This window comes from Microbacterium sp. Mcb102 (genome assembly GCF_024519805.1).
GTDB lineage: Bacteria > Actinomycetota > Actinomycetes > Actinomycetales > Microbacteriaceae > Microbacterium.
This window is the reverse complement of sequence record NZ_JALJRG010000004.1, coordinates 198983-214030: the sequence shown is the minus strand read 5'-3', so window position 1 is coordinate 214030 and position 15048 is coordinate 198983. Positions and strand designations below refer to the sequence as shown.

Genomic DNA, 15048 nt, shown 5'->3' with positions numbered 1-15048 from the left:
CATCCGCTGCTTGGTCTCTGCGACGGGCAGACTGGACGGATGACGTCCGCCGCCTTCGACCTCGCCGCCATCGGCGCGGGGCTCTCGTTCGCGGCCGCGCTCGACGAACTGTCCGCAGCACTCGATGCGAGCGGATCGGTGGTCGTCACCGCCCCACCCGGCACGGGCAAGACCACCCTCGTGCCCCCGCTCCTCGCCTCGCGGAGCACCGGTCGCGTGATCGTCACCCAGCCCCGCCGCGTCGCCGCCCGCGCGGCCGCCCGACGCCTCGCCCACCTCGACGGGTCGCCCCTCGGGTCACGCGTGGGATTCACCGTCCGCGGCGAGCGCTCGGCAGGACCCGAGACGCAGGTCGAGTTCGTCACGGCCGGAGTCCTGCTTCGACGGATGCTCGACGACCCGGGACTCGACGGTGTGGATGCCGTGATCCTCGACGAGGTGCACGAACGCGCGCTCGAGACCGACCTCCTGATCGGGCTGCTCTCGGAGGTGCGCGAGCTTCGGGATGACCTGGTGGTGATCGCCATGTCCGCGACCCTCGACGCGGCGCGCATCGCCGCCGTCATCGGCACGGACGACTCCCCCGCGCCGATCGTCGACCACGATGTCCCCGCCTTCCCCCTCACCGTGCAGTGGGCTCCGAGCCCCGTCCCCCGCCTCGACGAGCGCGGCGTCACCTGGGGCTTCCTCGATCACGTCGCGGTCGTCACGGCATCCGCGGCCGTGGACCTGGTGCGCGAAGACCCGAAAGCCGACGTGCTGGTCTTCGCGCCAGGGGCTCGTGAGGTGTCGGAGATCGCCCGCCGCGTCCGCGCTGCGAGCGATGCCTTCGACGTACGCGAACTGCACGGCCAGATCCCGCCGGCCGAGCAGGATGCCGTGATCCGCGGCCGCGCGCCGGCCGACCGTCCGCGCATCATCGTCACGACATCGCTCGCGGAGTCCTCGCTCACCGTGCCGGGGGTGCGCCTCGTCGTCGACAGCTGCCTGTCGCGGCATCCGCAGCGCGATGCCGGCCGCGGCATGACGGGCCTCGTCACCACCGCCGCATCGCGCTCGTCGTGCGTGCAGCGTGCGGGGCGCGGCACCCGTCAGGGCCCCGGCACGGTCATCCGCTGCGTCGACGAACGCACCTACGCGGCGGCGCCCGCCCGTCCCGTGCCCGAGATCGCGGTGATCGACCTCGCGGATGCCGCGCTGCTTCTCGCCTGCTGGGGTGCCCCGGGCGGCATCGGACTGCGGATGATCGACCCGCTGCCGGCCGAGAACCTGGCCGATGCGATCACGGTGCTTCGGGCTCTCGGCGCGATCGATGACGACGGTCGCGCCACCGCGGAGGGCCGCGTCCTGGCGCGCATCCCGACCGATCCTCGTCTCGCCCGAGCGCTTCGCGACGGCAGCCCGGTCGTCGGAAGCCGACTCGCGGCCGAGGTCGTCGCGCTGGTGAGCGGCGAGCTGCGCGTCTCGGATGCCGACATCGCGCAGGCCCTCATCGCGCTGCGCGGCGGTCGGAGCCCGGAGGCCCGCCGATGGCGCGACGATGCGAACCGCCTCGAACGCATGGTCCGGGACGCGCCGGGTGTCCGGTCGGACCTCGACGGAGTCGGGCTCGTGATCGCGCTGGCGTTCCCCGGCCGGATCGCACATCGCGTCGAGCGCACCGCCGAAGGGGCGACATTCCTGCTGGCCTCCGGAACCCGGGCCGGGGTGCGGGGTCCGCTCGCAGCGGTGGAGTGGCTCGCCGTCGCCGACGTCGCGCGCGCCACCGCGCGCGCCGCGGCCGGGTCCGGCGCGATCATCCGGTCGGCCGCTGTGCTCACCGAAGCGCAGATGGAGCAGGCGGCGAGCCACCTGATGACCGACCGCGTCGAGGCGGAGTTCGTCGGAGGCCGCGTCCAGGCTCGACGCGAGCGGCGGATCGGCGCCATTCCGCGGTCCTCGGCGCCCGTGAAGGCGTCGGCACAGGAGGGCCGCGACGCCGTGCGCCGGGCGCTCCGCCGCGACGGGCTCGGTATCTTCACCTGGTCCGACACCGCAGACGCGCTGCGCCGGCGACTCGCACTGTTGCGACGAGAGGTCGGCGATCCGTGGCCCGATGTCTCGGATGCCGGGCTGGTCGACTCCCTCGACGTGTGGCTCGCGCCCGAGCTCGATCGCCTCGCGTCCGGCACCCCCGCAGCACGGCTGGAACTCTCGTCACCGCTCCGGCGCCTGCTGCCGTGGCCCGATGCCGTGCGCCTCGATGAGCTCGCGCCGGAGCGCCTCGAGGTGCCCAGCGGATCCCGCGTCCGCATCACCTACCCGGAGCCCGACTGCGACCCGCACGCACGGCCGGTCGTCGCCGTGAAGCTGCAGGAGTGCTTCGGGTGGGCCGAGACTCCCAGGCTCGTCGACGGGCGGGTGCCGGTGCTGTTCCACCTGCTGTCCCCCGCCGGGCGTCCGCTCGCGGTCACCGACGACCTCGCCTCGTTCTGGTCCGGCCCGTACAGCCAGGTGCGCGCCGAGATGCGCGGCCGCTACCCCCGGCATCCGTGGCCCGAAGACCCGTGGGCCGCCGTGCCGACCAAGCACACGAAGAACCGCGCGGCGCGCTGAGCAGCGGCCGGAGTCGGAGCCTCAGCGCGTGCGCCGCCGCAGCGTGAGCGACGCGAGCACGAGGGCACCCACCGCGAAGGCCACAACGATGAGCAGCGGACCGAACACGTCCCAGCCCTCGTCGCCCGCGGCCACCGCGTTGATCGTGTCGATCGCGTAGCTGAGCGGGAGCCAGTCCGAGATGGCGTAGAGGACATCCGGCATCTGGTCGCGGGGCATGAACAGGCCGCCGAGGATGATCTGCGGGAACACGAGCAACGGCATGAACTGCACCGCCTGGAACTCGGTCTGGGCGAACGCGCTGGCGAGGAGCCCGAGGGCCGTGCCGAGCAGCGCATCGACGACCGCGACGAGTCCGAGCTGCCACAGCGGCCCGTCGACATCGAGGCCGCACACCCCGACCGCGAACGACACCGTGATCACCGCCTGCAGCAGAGCCATCAACCCGAACGCGAGCGCATAACCGAGGATGAAGTCGGCCTTCTCGAGAGGTGTGGTCATCAGACGCTCGAGGGTTCCCGAACGGCGCTCGCGCAGGGTGGTGATCGACGTGATGAGGAACATCACGATGAACGGGAACAGCGCCAGGATCGCCCCGCCGAACTGGTCGAAGACGCCCTCCTGGTCGCTGAACAGCCAGGCGAAGAGACCGACCAGCAGGCTCGGCGCGACGAGCATCAGGGCGATCGACCGCGGATCGTGCCGCAGCTGGGCGAGCACGCGCCCGGCGGTGGCGAGCATCCGGCGGCCGTTCATCCTCCGGCCCCCTCTCGGTGCTCGCGGGCTTCTCGCCGCGAACGAGGGACGTCGGTATCGCCGTTGCGATCCCGTTCGATCAGTGCCAGGAACGCGGACTCGGCATCGGTCGTGCCGGTGTCGGCGAGGAGCGACGTGGGTGTGGTGTCGGCGATGATCCGCCCCTCCCGCATCAGCAGCAGCCGGTCGCAGCGCACCGCCTCGTCCATGACGTGGCTCGACACGATGAGGGTCACGCCGCGGTCTGCCAGGCCTCGGAACAATGCCCACAGCTCGGCGCGCAGCACGGGGTCGAGTCCGACCGTCGGCTCGTCGAGCACGACCAGCTCGGGGGAGCCGATGAGCGCGACCGCGAGCGACACCCGCGTCGCCTGGCCGCCGCTGAGCGCGTCGACGCGCTGCCCCGCCTGGGCCCGCAGCCCGACTTCGTCGATCACCCTGTCCACATCGCCCTTCGGCGCCTTGAGCAGCGAGGCGAAGTACGAGAGGTTCTGGCGCACGCTGAGGTCGCCGTACACCGCAGCGCCCTGTGTGCCGTAGGCGACGCGGTGGCGGAGCTGTCGCGATCCGCCCGTCTCGCCGAGGACGGTGACATCACCCCCGGCGATCCGCTGCACACCGACGATCGAGCGCATCAGGGTGGTCTTGCCGCATCCCGACGGTCCGAGCAGCCCCGTGACCTGTCCGCGCGGGATCGTGAGGTCGATCCCGTCGAAGACCTGCACCGCCCCGCGGTTCACGCGCAGCTGCGCGATCTCGACGGCCGAGTCATTCATCATGTGATGAATTATGCGCCTGCGCCTCGAGCACGCAGAAGAGGTCGGCCTTCCTCAGTCGAGCAGGTGGCGGAGGTAGCGTGTCGGATGCTCGAGGAACGAGCGCCAGTGGTTCACGATCTCGAGGTCGCCCCATTCGGCGGGACGGACTCCCCACGCCCCCACTTCGAGGATCTTCGCGCCGGGCAGCGCCGCGAGCACCGGCGAGTGCGTGGCGCACAGCACCTGCCCACCGTCGTCGGCGATGCGCCGCAGCACGGCGATGAGCGCCAGGGTCGAGTTGAACGACAGGGCGGCCTCCGGCTCGTCGAGGCAGTAGAAGCCCGGCTCGTCGAAGCGGCTCTCCAACAGCGCGAGGAACGACTCGCCGTGGCTCATCTCGTGGAACGGCACATCGGCGCCGGCGGTCGACGGGTTGTCTTCGAGATAGGTGTAGAACGAGTGCATCGTCTCGGCCCGCAGGAAGAAGCCCCAGCGGTTGGCTCCCACGCCGCGCTGCAGCCGGATCCACTCCGACAACGGGGACTCGGTCGCTCGGGTGCTGTGCCGCGCCTGACGCGAACCGCCCTCGGGCGAGAGGCCGTAGGCGAGTGCGACGCCTTCGACCAGGGTCGACTTGCCGCTGCCGTTCTCGCCCACGAGGAACGTCACCCCGGGGTCGAGATCGATCCCCTCCCGCAGCACCTGGGCGACCGCGGGAATGCTCGTCGGCCATTCCCCATCCGGCGTCGGGGCGTCGTCGTTCGGGCGCACCGCCACGACCGGCTGCTGCCGCCGTCGGCGAGAGCTCGGCTCCCAGAACGCCTCCATCGTGCTCCCTCCGCGTGGTGTCTCGTGGAGGCTACCGGCATCCGCGGACATGGAGTCGCGCGGGCGCGATCAGCACTCGATGACGTTGACCGCGAGGCCGCCCTCGCTGGTCTCCTTGTACTTGGTCGACATGTCGGCACCCGTCTGACGCATCGTCTCGACGACCGCATCCAGTGAGACATAGTGGCTGCCGTCGCCGCGCAGTGCGAGACGAGCCGCCGTGACCGCCGTCGACGCGGCGATCGCGTTGCGTTCGATGCACGGGATCTGCACGAGTCCGCCGATCGGGTCGCAGGTGAGGCCCAGGTGGTGCTCCATCGCGATCTCGGCCGCGTTCTCGATCTGGCGGTTCGTGCCACCCATCACCGCGGTGAGGCCGCCGGCCGCCATCGCGCACGCGGAGCCGACCTCGGCCTGGCATCCGCCCTCGGCTCCGGAGATCGACGCGTTGGCCTTGAACAGCGATCCGAGTGCGGTCGCGGTCAGCAGGAAACGACGGATGCCGCGGCGACGGTTCGCCTCCGCGGTCTGCTCCTCGTCGAGGTCGCTGGCATTCTCCAGCGCCCGCACATCCGACTCGAACCCCAGCAGCGCGCTGCCGACCAGCTCACCGTAGGGAGTCACGGCGTTGCCCGCCCCCAGGCCGGAATCGGCGAGGAACCGCCACCAGTACATGGCGACGGCCGGGAGGATGCCGGCAGCACCGTTCGTCGGCGCCGTGACGACCCGGCCGCCCGCCGCGTTCTCCTCGTTGACGGCCAGCGCGAAGGCGCCGAGCCATTCGCCCGGCAGTTCTCGATGCCCGTCGGCCTCGACCGCTTCGAGCTGGCCGCGGATCACTCCGGCCCGCCGCTTGACCTTGAGGATGCCGGGCAGCGTGCCGTCGGCGTGGAGGCCGGCATCGACGCACCCCGACATCGCATCCCAGATCGCGTCGAGCCCGGCCGCGACCTCCTCCTCGCCGCGCAGCGAGGTCTCGTTGAGCCGCGCGACCTCGGCGATCGACAGTCCGTTCTCGTCGCACACGGCGAGCAGCGACGCGGCATCTGCATACGAATAGGGGAACCCCGCGGTCGTGAGTTTCGCGTCCTCTCCGTCCCGGCGGATGAAGCCGCCGCCGACCGAGTAATAGGTCTCTTCGGCGACGACCTGCTCCGCGGCATCCCACGCGGTGATCGTCATGGCGTTCGGATGACCGGGCAGCCGGGTGCGCGGCGCGAAGACGATGTCATCCTTCGCGAACGGGACGTCATGGATGCCGTCGATCGACAGCGCGCCGCCCACGGGGAAGTCCGTCCAGGCGGATCTCACGTCGGCGGGGTCGCACGTCTCCGGCGCGAGTCCGCGGAGCCCGGCGACCACGGCATCCGGAGTCCCGTGCCCGATCCCGGTGGCACCGAGCGAGCCGTACAGCGTGCTGCCGACGCGCGCCACGCGCGGGAGGGCGCCCGTCGCGGAGAGCCGACGCGCGAAGTCGAGGGCGGCCCGCATCGGTCCGACCGTATGGGAGCTCGAAGGCCCCACTCCGATGGAGAAGAGGTCGAAGGCCGAGACGTACGCAGTCACCCCTCCAGGCTACGCCGCATCGGCACCTTCGGTTCACCCCGGTTAACTCGGCGCCGCGTCAAGCCCCTTCAGCCACGCGTGCTTCCGAGGCATCCTGATCGGACGACACCAGGAAAAGGGGCCATCATGACGAACAACACTCCCGGACAGGATCCCGCCGAGGCGCAGACGCCCACGCCCACGCCGGCCTCCGACACGAGCGCGGACGAGGCGACCACACCCGCCGAGGCCGAATCGCCCGAAGACGCCGACCCGAGCGAGGTGCCGAGCACCGAAGACCTCGAAGAGCCGAGCACCGAGAAGGACCCGGGCGAGGAACCCCAAGCTCCGAAGCGCGAAGAACCCGAGCCCGACCACGAGGCCGTGGGCATCGGGGTCGTCGACACGGAAGAGCCGCAGGCCGGCTGAGTAACTCGCTGAAGCCCCGGATCACCGCCGAGACCCCGCCCCGCAGACATCAGCAGGGCGGGGTCTCGGCGTGGACGCGGGGTCCCGGGGGACCTACTCGACGAGCTTGCCCGCGGTATCGACCTCGCGCATGAGCTCGGCGATCTCGGGCGAGACCTCCGGGATCTCCTCGCGGGTGACGCCCGCGGTCGGCGACCACACCAGGTTCACCTGCAGGGTCGGGTCGGTGTCGGGGAAGTCGCTGCGGTTGTGGCATCCGCGCGTCTCCCGGCGCTCCAGCGCGGCCTCGAGCGTGGCACGAGCGGCGAGCGCCGAGGCCTTGAGGTCGAACGCGTGCGCGAGGTCCTGGAAACCGGCGATGTCGGGGTGGATTCCCACGTCCTCCATGCGCCCCTCGATCATGTCGAGGTCGGCGAGGCCCGCACGCAGCCCGTCTTCCGAACGGACGACGCCGGCGTACTCGGTCATCAGGTTGCGGATGGCGCGCTGCAGGGCGCGCACGTTCTCGCGCCCCTCCGCGGCGAGCAGGTCGTTGATCTCGGCCCGTGCTGCCGCGACCGCCGTCGCCGACCGGCGCTGCGCGTCGAGCCCGGCCGCGTGCTCCATGGCCGCCTGCCCGACGATGCGTCCGTACACGAGCAGCTCGATGAGCGAGTTGCCGCCGAGCCGGTTCGCGCCGTGGAGCCCGCTGGAGGCCTCGCCGATCGCGTACAGCCCCTCGACGTCGGTCTGGTGGTCCTCCGGGCGCACCCAGACCCCACCCATCGAGTAGTGCGCGGTGGGGGCGATCTCGATCGGATCGGTCGTGATGTCGAGCATCTGCAGCTCCATCATCGTCTGATAGACCCGCGGCAGCCGGGTCATGATCGTCTCGCGCGGCAGATGCGACACGTCGAGCCAGACGCCGCCGTTCTCGGTGCCGCGTCCTTCCTTGATCTCGGTGTACGCGGCGAGCGCGACGCGGTCGCGGGTCGACAGCTCCATGCGCTCGGGGTCGTACTTCTCCATGAACCGCTCGCCCAGGGCGTTGCGGAGGATGCCGCCCTCCCCACGTGCGGCCTCGGAGATCAGGGTGCCGGCGGCGTTCTCCGGCTCGATGATGCCGGACGGGTGGAACTGCACGAGCTCCGGGTCGCGCAGGCGCGCTCCGGCGTCGACCGCGAGGCGGAAGGAGTCGCCGGTGTTCTCGTCGCGACGCGACGAGGTGCGGCGCCAGATGCGGTTGTGCCCGCCGGCCGCGAGGATCACGGCATCCGCGTGGATCAGGTAGCGGGTGCCGTCGGCCTGGTCGAACCCGTAGGCGCCGAACACGACGTTGTCGCGTACGAGCAGACGGGTGATGTAGACGTGGTCGAGGATCGGGACCTCGAGCTGCTCGGCCTTGCGCACGAGCGTGCGCTGGATCTCGAGGCCCGTGTAGTCACCGGCGAAAGCGGTGCGGCGGAAGGTGTGCGCGCCGAAGAACCGCTGCGAGATGCGGCCGTCGTCTTCGCGGGCGAAGTCCATGCCCCACCGTTCGAGGTCGCGGATGCCGCGCTCGGCGCCCTGGGTGACGATCTCGACCGTGTGCGGGTTGGCGAGCAGGTAGCTCTCCTTGATGGTGTCGGCCGCGTGCTGCTGCCAGCTGTCCTCGGCGTCCATGGTGCCGAGCGCCGCGTTGATGCCGCCGGCCGCGAGGGAGGTGTGCGCGTCCTGACGCGGACGTTTGCCGACGGCGAGGACATCGACGCCGTGTTCGGCGATCTCGATCGCTGCGCGCAGACCGGAGCCGCCGGTGCCGATCACGAGGACGGTGGTGGATATCTGACGTTCGGGGGTAGACATGCTTTCCACGCTAATTAGGGGACCCTAATAACTCCAATGCATAGTTCGAGTGGAAACGATGCCGGTAGGCTATGACCATGAACCTCGAGCAGCTCCGCGGGTTCGTCGAGGTCGCACGCCTCGGACACTTCACCCGCGCCTCCGAGCACCTGCACCTGGCACAGCCGTCGCTGAGCCGACAGATCTCCACGCTCGAACGCGAGCTCGGCGCCGAACTGTTCCACCGCGCACGCGGTCACATCGCGCTCACCGCCGCGGGCGAGACACTCCTCCCCCGCGCACAGCGCATGCTCGCCGAAGCCGACGCCATCCGCGACGAGATGGGCGAGCTGGCCGGTCTCCGCCGTGGACGTGTGCGACTGGGCGCGCCACCGACCCTCTGCATCAGCCTCGTCGCCGAGGCGATCAGCGTGTTCCACGCCAGCCATCCGGGCGTCGATCTGCATCTGACCGAGAGCGGCTCCCGACGGCTCGTCGAGCAGTTGGCCGTCGGCGCCGTCGACATCGCCCTCATCACCGAATCCGACGGTCCACCACCGTCGGGCTTCAGCCTCACGCGCATGCCACTGCTCGCCGAAGAGCTCGTCGTCATCTCCGCCGCGACGGAGCCACCCGTCTCGACCATGCCCGCGATGAGCCTCTCCCACCTGGCCACCCTCCCGCTCATCGCCCTCGACGAGACGTACGAGCTGCGAGCGACCACCGACGCCGCCTTCCGCGCGGAGGGCCTGGTGCCCACGCACGTGCTCGAGGGTGCCGAGATGGATGCCGTGCTGCGCTTCGTCGAGCGCGGTGTCGGCGTCGCGGTGGTCCCGGCGATGGTGCTGCTCGATCGCCCCGCGCTGCGCTCGGTGCGGTTGACACATCCGATGATGACCCGCACCGTGAGCCTCGCCCACCGTGCGGACGTCACCCCCGCCGTCGCGGTCGCGGCGATCCGCGAGGTCATCGTCGCCACGGCCGCGGAGGTCGCGCGCCGCGACCCCGCGATCACGAGCCTGCTCTGACGCTGCCTGCGGTCAACCGAGAGCGCACCATCAGTCGTCGCGACACAACGGCCCGGATACAGCAGAATCCCCGCCGCTTTCGCGACGGGGATTCTGTACTGTCTCAACACAGTGTGCGCCCGAAGGGACTCGAACCCCTAACCTTCTGGTTGGGAGTCTCGGACGAGGTCCTGGACGCCGAATATCAGTGGCTCGTGCTCTCTGAGGCGGTGGCCCTGTGAGCGCCGCGTGGGACGCGATGATCGCCGCCGAGCTTGAGCAAGGCGCGCCGATTACGTCCGTGCCCGGCATCCCGCCGTCCGCGCCGACGCCGCCGCATGTCGCTTCGTGCCTGCGGGGCATCCAGTCGTTCCACGAGGGGCGGGCGTTCCCCACCCTGCCGCAAAGCGACCGGGGCCGTTTTTCCCTATCCTCACCCGAGTAAGAGGGGGAAATACTATGTCAATGCCGATCGTTGCCGAATGGTCACAGATCATCGACGACTACGCGCTACACCTGGTCGCGTCCGACCGGTCACCGAACACGATTCGCGCACGCCGTGAACAACTCGCGCACATGGCGCGCCGCATAGGGATGCTTCCCGACGCGGTGCGCGCGCCTCACCTTCTGCGCTACGTCGGCGCGATGGACTGGAGCACCGAGACGCGTCGGAGCCGGTACGCCGGTCTGCGCGAGTTCTACAAGTGGGCGAAGCGCAACGGCTACACGCTGGTGAATCCGGCGAAGCAACTGCCTCGAGTGAAGGCCGCGACGCCGAACCCCGATCCGGTCCCGGCTCCCGTGTACGAGGCGTCCCAGCGGAGCGCGCGGGTCCGGGGCGACAAGCGCGCGGAGATCATGCTCAGGCTGGCATACGATCACGGCCTACGCCGGAGCGAGATTGCGGTAGGACATTCGGAGGACTTGCGCCAGGACCTCCTGGGCTGGTCCCTCCTGGTCCACGGGAAGGGTCGCAAGGTCCGTATCGTGCCGCTCACGCCGCGCATGGCCCTGGAGCTTCGCGCGCTCGGACCCGGGCACTTCTTCCCGGGCAAGATCGACGGGCACCTCTCCCCGCGTCGCGTGGGCGAGGTCCTGCGCGACTCGATCGACGGCAACTGGACCGGGCACAAGCTCCGGCACGCCTTCGGTACGAACGTTCACGAGGCCACCAACGGCGACGTGATGACCGCCGGGAAGTTGCTCGGCCACGCGAACCTCAGCGCCTCTCAGCATTACATCCGACCGGCAGACGCCCGCTTGCGCGCGGCGGTGTACGCCGCCGCCGGATACGCCCCACCCGACCCGACCGACCGAAAGCTGGTCGCGGTATGAGAACGGCCCTCGCCACCAGGCGAGGGCCGTTCTTCGTCTGACCGTCAGGACGCCTTCGGCTCCCCGCTCTCGTCGACGTACAGCGCGGCCATGATGAGCGGCAGGATCACCGGAGCGGCCCCCGGCGGCACCCACCCGCCGAACACGGCCACGCCGAGCGCCGCCGCCGCGACCCCGTAGGCCCAGCGTCGGAATGCGGGCGTGAGCACGGTGGCTCCCTTGGCTCGGAGCGCGGCGCGCCGCTCGCGTCGGGTCGTGTATGTGTCAGTCATGTTGTTCCTTTCGGTTAGTCGAACAGGTCGGCGGGCGGGGCCGGTGCGGGCGGTCCCTTGCCCAGGTAGATGTGGTCGACGAGTTGGCGGTTCCAGAACCACAGGCGCTGATTCTGGACGTACCACTTCGTCAGTTGTATGGCGAGGGTGACACCCCCGGCGACGAGGGCGGCGACGACGACGCCCGCGAATGCGAGGATCGCGAGGACGATGGGATCGGCGGTCACAGGCTCAGCGCCTTCCAGGTCTTCGCGCCCACCACGCCGTCGACCGCGAGGCCGGACCGGCGCTGGAACTCCTTCACGGCCCGCTCGGTCGAGGGACCGAAGTCGGAGTCCAGGGCGAGCTTCCCGGCGTACAGGCTGTAGGCGTTACGGAGGCGGGTCTGGAGGGCGAGGACGTGGGCACCCTTGGCACCGCGTCGGATGACGGGCCGGGTGGTCACGGGCGAGAATGCTCGGGCGTCGGAGAGCGGCCCCCAGACGCCGTCAGCGGTGAGGCCGTTGGCCTTCTGCCAGGCCATGACGCGCGCCGTCGTGTCGGCCCCGTACTTGCCGTCCTGGTTGGCACCGACGACCCGCTGAATGTCCTTCACGGGCCGCTTGGTGGTGTTGCGTCCGATCGTGCGCCCGCCGCCGCTCTGGCCGACGACGCGCGTCGAGTCGTGGTACTTCCAGTACCCGTCCGACGTCGCGGCCCCGTCGACCTCCTGGTGAAGGTGGTTGCCCTTGGAGTTGCCGGTGTTGCCGATGGTGCCGATCACGGTCCCCTCAGCCACGAGGCGGTCGAGGGGCGGCGTCGATGCCAGGTTGTTGAAGTGGCACGAGAGCACTCGGGCGTTGGCGTACTGAATGCGGACGTAGTACCCGGCCCGCGAGGTGTAGCCACGACCCACGACTTTGCCCGGTCCGCTGGCCTTCACGAGGGTGCCCGCGCCGTACGGGAAGTCGACGCCGGAGTGACCGGCGTAGGTGGTGTGCTTCGCGAAGGGAATGGGAAGTTTCGACATGTGGTGTCGCCTTTCGTTTAGAGCGCCTGTTTCCAGCCGCTGGAGGTGTAGGTGAGGACTTCGCCCGGACCGAACCCGGCAAGCTCGAAGGGGAGCGTTTCCACGCCCTCCCACTTGCTCCCGGTCCAGAGGTAGGCACCCGAGTTGGTGCGGGTGTTGAGCTGGGTGGACTTCGGGGAGTTCCCGGCGGAGTTACGGGCGTACACCACGACGTAGTACGGCGTCGCGGGGCGAAGGTTCTTGAACGTGTGGGACCGGGCACCGGCTCCCAGCACGACGTCGGTGTACGGTGCCGAGTCAGCGGGGCTTCGCACGTTGATGCGGACGCGGTAGTCGATGACCGCCGCGCCCCGATTGTCGGCGGGAGCGTCCCACGCGATCGTCAGGGCCGTGGGGTCGACCTTCGTGGCGCGGACGTTGCGGACCAGGGTCGGCGGCTTCGGGATGCGCGGGGCGGCTCCCTCGGTCGCGGACGCGGTGCCGTCCCCGATGCTGGTGTGGTTGGTGTCGATCGACGCGAAGATGCCGAACGACGGCCCGTAACCCTCGGCACTGTGGGCGATGGTGAAGGTGCCCGTCCAGAGGACCGTGTAAGTGTCGTTGCGGCGCGCGTGAGGGATGTTCCAGGTGCCCGAGAACTGGCGTCCGCCGAAGGCCGCGGACCAATAGAACGTGGATGACGAGTCCCAAGACCCCCATCCGTTGCCGTAGTAGCGAACCTCACCGCGATAGGTCGAGTAGTTCCCGGCCTGGTTGGGGCCTACGTAGCTCACCGCCACGTAGATCTGCTGATTGCCCGACCCGTTGAGGTCGCCAAAGTCGGAGGCCATTTACGCCCCGGTCCGGATCCACACGTCGCCCACTTGCGGCGAGCTCGGCGCGGTCGCGCCGACGCTGATGCGTCGAGGTAGCGAGAGCATGAGCATGCCGACCATGTCGCGGGTCTCGTTGATGAGGGTGTCAATGTCGCTGGCCTGGTTGCCGCCGGAGGCGAGGGGAAGGCCAGCTTGTGCGGCGGTATCTCCGATTGCCATGTGTCTCTCCTAGAGGTTGTCGATGGTGCCGGTGAGGGCGTCGATGGTGCCGGTGAGAAGGTCGATCGCACCGGGCGGGGTGTCGCGGAGTCCGCCGGACCCGAGCGTCATAAGTCCGGCGGTGAGGTCCCACTGGACACGGGTTAGGGTGCCGATCTGCACGGCGGTTCCCGGGAGGTCGATCTGGATTTCCTGCCCAGGCCGGATGCTGTAGTCGGTCGCCACGGTGACGTCCTGGGTACGGCGTCGCCCGCGTAGCTTCATGAGGTGCGCCCCGGCGAGTCCTTCGCCCGGAAAGGGCCGCTCAAACTCCAGCGTCTTCACCTTCCCGGCCTCGCCCGCGCGCTCGAACATCTCGCGGCGTGTGCCCTTGTTGTCGAACCAGCGCCAGATGATGACGACGCCGGTAACAGATGCGTCCTCGTCTTCGGAGTCGATCGTGTCCGCGCCCTTGACCGTGTTTGACGGGCGCACAGATACGCGCCCCGGGACTGAGAAGTCGAGGGGGTCGACGAGGTGCCAGCGGCGCTTTTCGTCGCAGTACAGGCGCAGTCCGGTCGACGCGATCAGCGGGGCCAGGAAGGACCAGGCCGTCTTCCCTTCGCGCCACGTGAATAGCTCGCGCGGCCGGTCGATGTGTGCGCCACGCAGAGAGATGGACCGGAACGGCTCACCGTCCCACACGTAGTTGTATTTGCCGTCGTACGGGGTCGTCCCGTTGAAGGCGTCGAGGTCCTCGAAGGTGTCAAAGACCATGACTTGATCGACGTCCAGCCAGCCACCGGCGGGTAGTGCACCAGGCGTCCAGATGCGCGGCGCGATCTTCTCGACGCCATAGGACAACGTGCCCAGATTGAACCGGAGCGGAGTCCAGGTGTTCGGGCTGAGAGTGACCGGCCAGGCACTATAGGAGGTCACGCCACCGGGCGCGCTCGCGTTGTAGCGTTCAACGGCACCCAGGATCACCTGGACGGTGTGGCTGGCCCGCACCCAACACGTGATCGTGTAGGCCGTGCCCTGATCGATCGGCACGCCGCCGCCTTCGTCCTCGCCGTAGAAGACGCCGACGTTGCCGGAGGTCGGCGCGGTGATACGGAGCCGGTATGCATTCGTAGTGCGACCCCCAACCGGGGTTGAGATGTTGCCCACCCCAGCGCCCATGCGCGTCCACCCCTCGGTCGATGCGCTCCCGAGCGGGTTGGCGATGAGGTTCCGACCGTCCCATGCCGCCGAGACGTCGGCGTCAACCGTCCCCGGCTCCAGGTGGGCGCCGGGTATCGCCTTCGCCAGGACGTGGTTGACGAGACTGCGAAGGCTTTGTTCGTGGTCGCGCGGTGTGGTGTCCTCGTAGATGTCGGCCCAGCCGTCCAGGATCGCTTCGTCCGATGCGAGGGTGAACGTCAGTTCCTTGCCGTCGTGGGACACCTCGCGGCGGATCAGTCCAAGGTCGGCATCGAGGTCGGTCTGTCCTTCGGTGGCGGCGATATCGACGCGCTGGCCGACGCGCAACTGTTCGATCAGGGCCACGTCGGTCAGCGGCACGGTGACGGATGCCCCGGCGTACGGGTACCGGTCGGCGTCCACGGTGACGTCCCCGCCGGAGATGTTGAGCGCGGTCGAAGCGGTGTCCGTGTGGAGGGTGATGGATGCGGCGGGAGCGTTCTGGAAGGCCACGCG

15 protein-coding genes are annotated in these 15048 nt (G+C 69.8%); 4 read left to right on the top strand and 11 right to left on the bottom strand.

The annotated features are described in order from the left end of the window. The first annotated feature begins 39 nt into the window (after positions 1-39). Positions 40-2595, top strand: a complete 2556-nt coding sequence (gene hrpB / locus OC372_RS12375; protein WP_262002243.1) for an ATP-dependent helicase HrpB — start codon at positions 40-42, stop codon at positions 2593-2595. A 21-nt stretch (positions 2596-2616) separates the two neighbouring features. Here the strand turns inward: hrpB and OC372_RS12370 are convergent, their stop codons facing one another. The 4 genes from OC372_RS12370 to OC372_RS12355 all read right to left on the bottom strand — a co-directional run bounded on the left by OC372_RS12370 (position 2617) and on the right by OC372_RS12355 (position 6503). After that, on the bottom strand, positions 2617-3351 hold the full coding sequence (locus OC372_RS12370; protein WP_262002242.1) for an ABC transporter permease: 735 nt from the start codon (positions 3349-3351) through the stop codon (positions 2617-2619). Further along, positions 3348-4130 (bottom strand): ABC transporter ATP-binding protein, encoded by a 783-nt coding sequence (locus OC372_RS12365; RefSeq protein ID WP_262002241.1) that lies wholly within the window; start codon positions 4128-4130, stop codon positions 3348-3350. Before OC372_RS12365 ends, OC372_RS12370 begins: the two co-directional genes overlap by 4 nt. A 51-nt stretch (positions 4131-4181) precedes the next feature. Next, on the bottom strand, positions 4182-4937 hold the full coding sequence (locus tag OC372_RS12360) for an AAA family ATPase (protein WP_262002240.1): 756 nt from the start codon (positions 4935-4937) through the stop codon (positions 4182-4184). Between the two features lie 69 nt (positions 4938-5006). Next, a complete protein-coding gene (locus tag OC372_RS12355; protein WP_262002239.1) occupies positions 5007-6503 on the bottom strand; it encodes an L-serine ammonia-lyase, iron-sulfur-dependent, subunit alpha in 1497 nt (498 codons plus the stop codon). A 126-nt stretch (positions 6504-6629) separates the two neighbouring features. On the opposite strand from OC372_RS12355, the gene OC372_RS12350 reads away from it, so the two are divergent. After that, a complete protein-coding gene (locus OC372_RS12350; protein ID WP_262002238.1) occupies positions 6630-6911 on the top strand; it encodes a hypothetical protein in 282 nt (93 codons plus the stop codon). 93 nt (positions 6912-7004) lie between these two features. On the opposite strand, the gene OC372_RS12345 is transcribed toward OC372_RS12350, so the two are convergent. Continuing rightward, positions 7005-8735 carry an L-aspartate oxidase gene (locus OC372_RS12345; RefSeq protein WP_262002237.1) on the bottom strand — a complete coding sequence of 577 codons (1731 nt, stop codon included), beginning with the start codon at positions 8733-8735 and terminating at the stop codon, positions 7005-7007. A gap of 71 nt (positions 8736-8806) precedes the next feature. Here OC372_RS12345 and OC372_RS12340 point away from each other — a divergent pair, with 71 nt between their 5' ends. After that, the gene (locus OC372_RS12340) at positions 8807-9742 is read left to right on the top strand and encodes a LysR family transcriptional regulator (RefSeq protein WP_105711079.1); all 936 of its coding nucleotides are present in this window, start codon (positions 8807-8809) and stop codon (positions 9740-9742) included. A 444-nt stretch (positions 9743-10186) separates the two neighbouring features. Further along, on the top strand, positions 10187-11056 hold the full coding sequence (locus OC372_RS12335; RefSeq protein ID WP_262002236.1) for a tyrosine-type recombinase/integrase: 870 nt from the start codon (positions 10187-10189) through the stop codon (positions 11054-11056). Between the two features lie 44 nt (positions 11057-11100). Here OC372_RS12335 and OC372_RS12330 read toward each other — a convergent pair whose 3' ends face one another. Genes OC372_RS12330 through OC372_RS12305 form a run of 6 tightly spaced genes read right to left on the bottom strand, consistent with a single transcriptional unit; the run spans position 11101 to position 15045 of the window. Beyond that, the gene (locus OC372_RS12330) at positions 11101-11328 is read right to left on the bottom strand and encodes a hypothetical protein (RefSeq protein WP_262002235.1); all 228 of its coding nucleotides are present in this window, start codon (positions 11326-11328) and stop codon (positions 11101-11103) included. 14 nt (positions 11329-11342) lie between these two features. After that, positions 11343-11555 carry a hypothetical protein gene (locus tag OC372_RS12325; RefSeq protein ID WP_262002234.1) on the bottom strand — a complete coding sequence of 71 codons (213 nt, stop codon included), beginning with the start codon at positions 11553-11555 and terminating at the stop codon, positions 11343-11345. Then, positions 11552-12337: a peptidoglycan-binding protein gene (locus OC372_RS12320; protein ID WP_262002233.1), complete on the bottom strand. Its 786-nt coding sequence runs from the start codon at positions 12335-12337 to the stop codon at positions 11552-11554. The genes OC372_RS12325 and OC372_RS12320 overlap by 4 nt, the downstream gene beginning before the upstream one ends. 17 nt (positions 12338-12354) lie before the next feature. Then, entirely contained in the window at positions 12355-13167 is an 813-nt protein-coding gene (locus OC372_RS12315) for a fibronectin type III domain-containing protein (RefSeq protein ID WP_262002232.1), read from the bottom strand. Next, positions 13168-13371, bottom strand: coding sequence for a hypothetical protein (locus OC372_RS12310; RefSeq protein WP_262002231.1), 204 nt, complete (start codon positions 13369-13371; stop codon positions 13168-13170). 9 nt (positions 13372-13380) lie between these two features. Then, entirely contained in the window at positions 13381-15045 is a 1665-nt protein-coding gene (locus OC372_RS12305; RefSeq protein WP_262002230.1) for a hypothetical protein, read from the bottom strand. Positions 15046-15048 lie beyond the last annotated feature (3 nt).

What these genes read in the sequence shown, in the direction of transcription:
- hrpB (WP_262002243.1), top strand. Translation starts at nt 40, where the DNA reads ATGACGTCCGCCGCCTTCGACCTCGCCGCCATCGGCGCGGGGCTCTCG.
- OC372_RS12370 (WP_262002242.1), bottom strand. Translation starts at nt 3,351, where the DNA reads ATGAACGGCCGCCGGATGCTCGCCACCGCCGGGCGCGTGCTCGCCCAG.
- OC372_RS12365 (WP_262002241.1), bottom strand. Translation starts at nt 4,130, where the DNA reads ATGATGAATGACTCGGCCGTCGAGATCGCGCAGCTGCGCGTGAACCGC.
- OC372_RS12360 (WP_262002240.1), bottom strand. Translation starts at nt 4,937, where the DNA reads ATGGAGGCGTTCTGGGAGCCGAGCTCTCGCCGACGGCGGCAGCAGCCG.
- OC372_RS12350 (WP_262002238.1), top strand. Translation starts at nt 6,630, where the DNA reads ATGACGAACAACACTCCCGGACAGGATCCCGCCGAGGCGCAGACGCCC.
- OC372_RS12345 (WP_262002237.1), bottom strand. Translation starts at nt 8,735, where the DNA reads ATGTCTACCCCCGAACGTCAGATATCCACCACCGTCCTCGTGATCGGC.
- OC372_RS12340 (WP_105711079.1), top strand. Translation starts at nt 8,807, where the DNA reads ATGACCATGAACCTCGAGCAGCTCCGCGGGTTCGTCGAGGTCGCACGC.
- OC372_RS12335 (WP_262002236.1), top strand. Translation starts at nt 10,187, where the DNA reads ATGCCGATCGTTGCCGAATGGTCACAGATCATCGACGACTACGCGCTA.
- OC372_RS12330 (WP_262002235.1), bottom strand. Translation starts at nt 11,328, where the DNA reads ATGACTGACACATACACGACCCGACGCGAGCGGCGCGCCGCGCTCCGA.
- OC372_RS12320 (WP_262002233.1), bottom strand. Translation starts at nt 12,337, where the DNA reads ATGTCGAAACTTCCCATTCCCTTCGCGAAGCACACCACCTACGCCGGT.
- OC372_RS12315 (WP_262002232.1), bottom strand. Translation starts at nt 13,167, where the DNA reads ATGGCCTCCGACTTTGGCGACCTCAACGGGTCGGGCAATCAGCAGATC.
- OC372_RS12310 (WP_262002231.1), bottom strand. Translation starts at nt 13,371, where the DNA reads ATGGCAATCGGAGATACCGCCGCACAAGCTGGCCTTCCCCTCGCCTCC.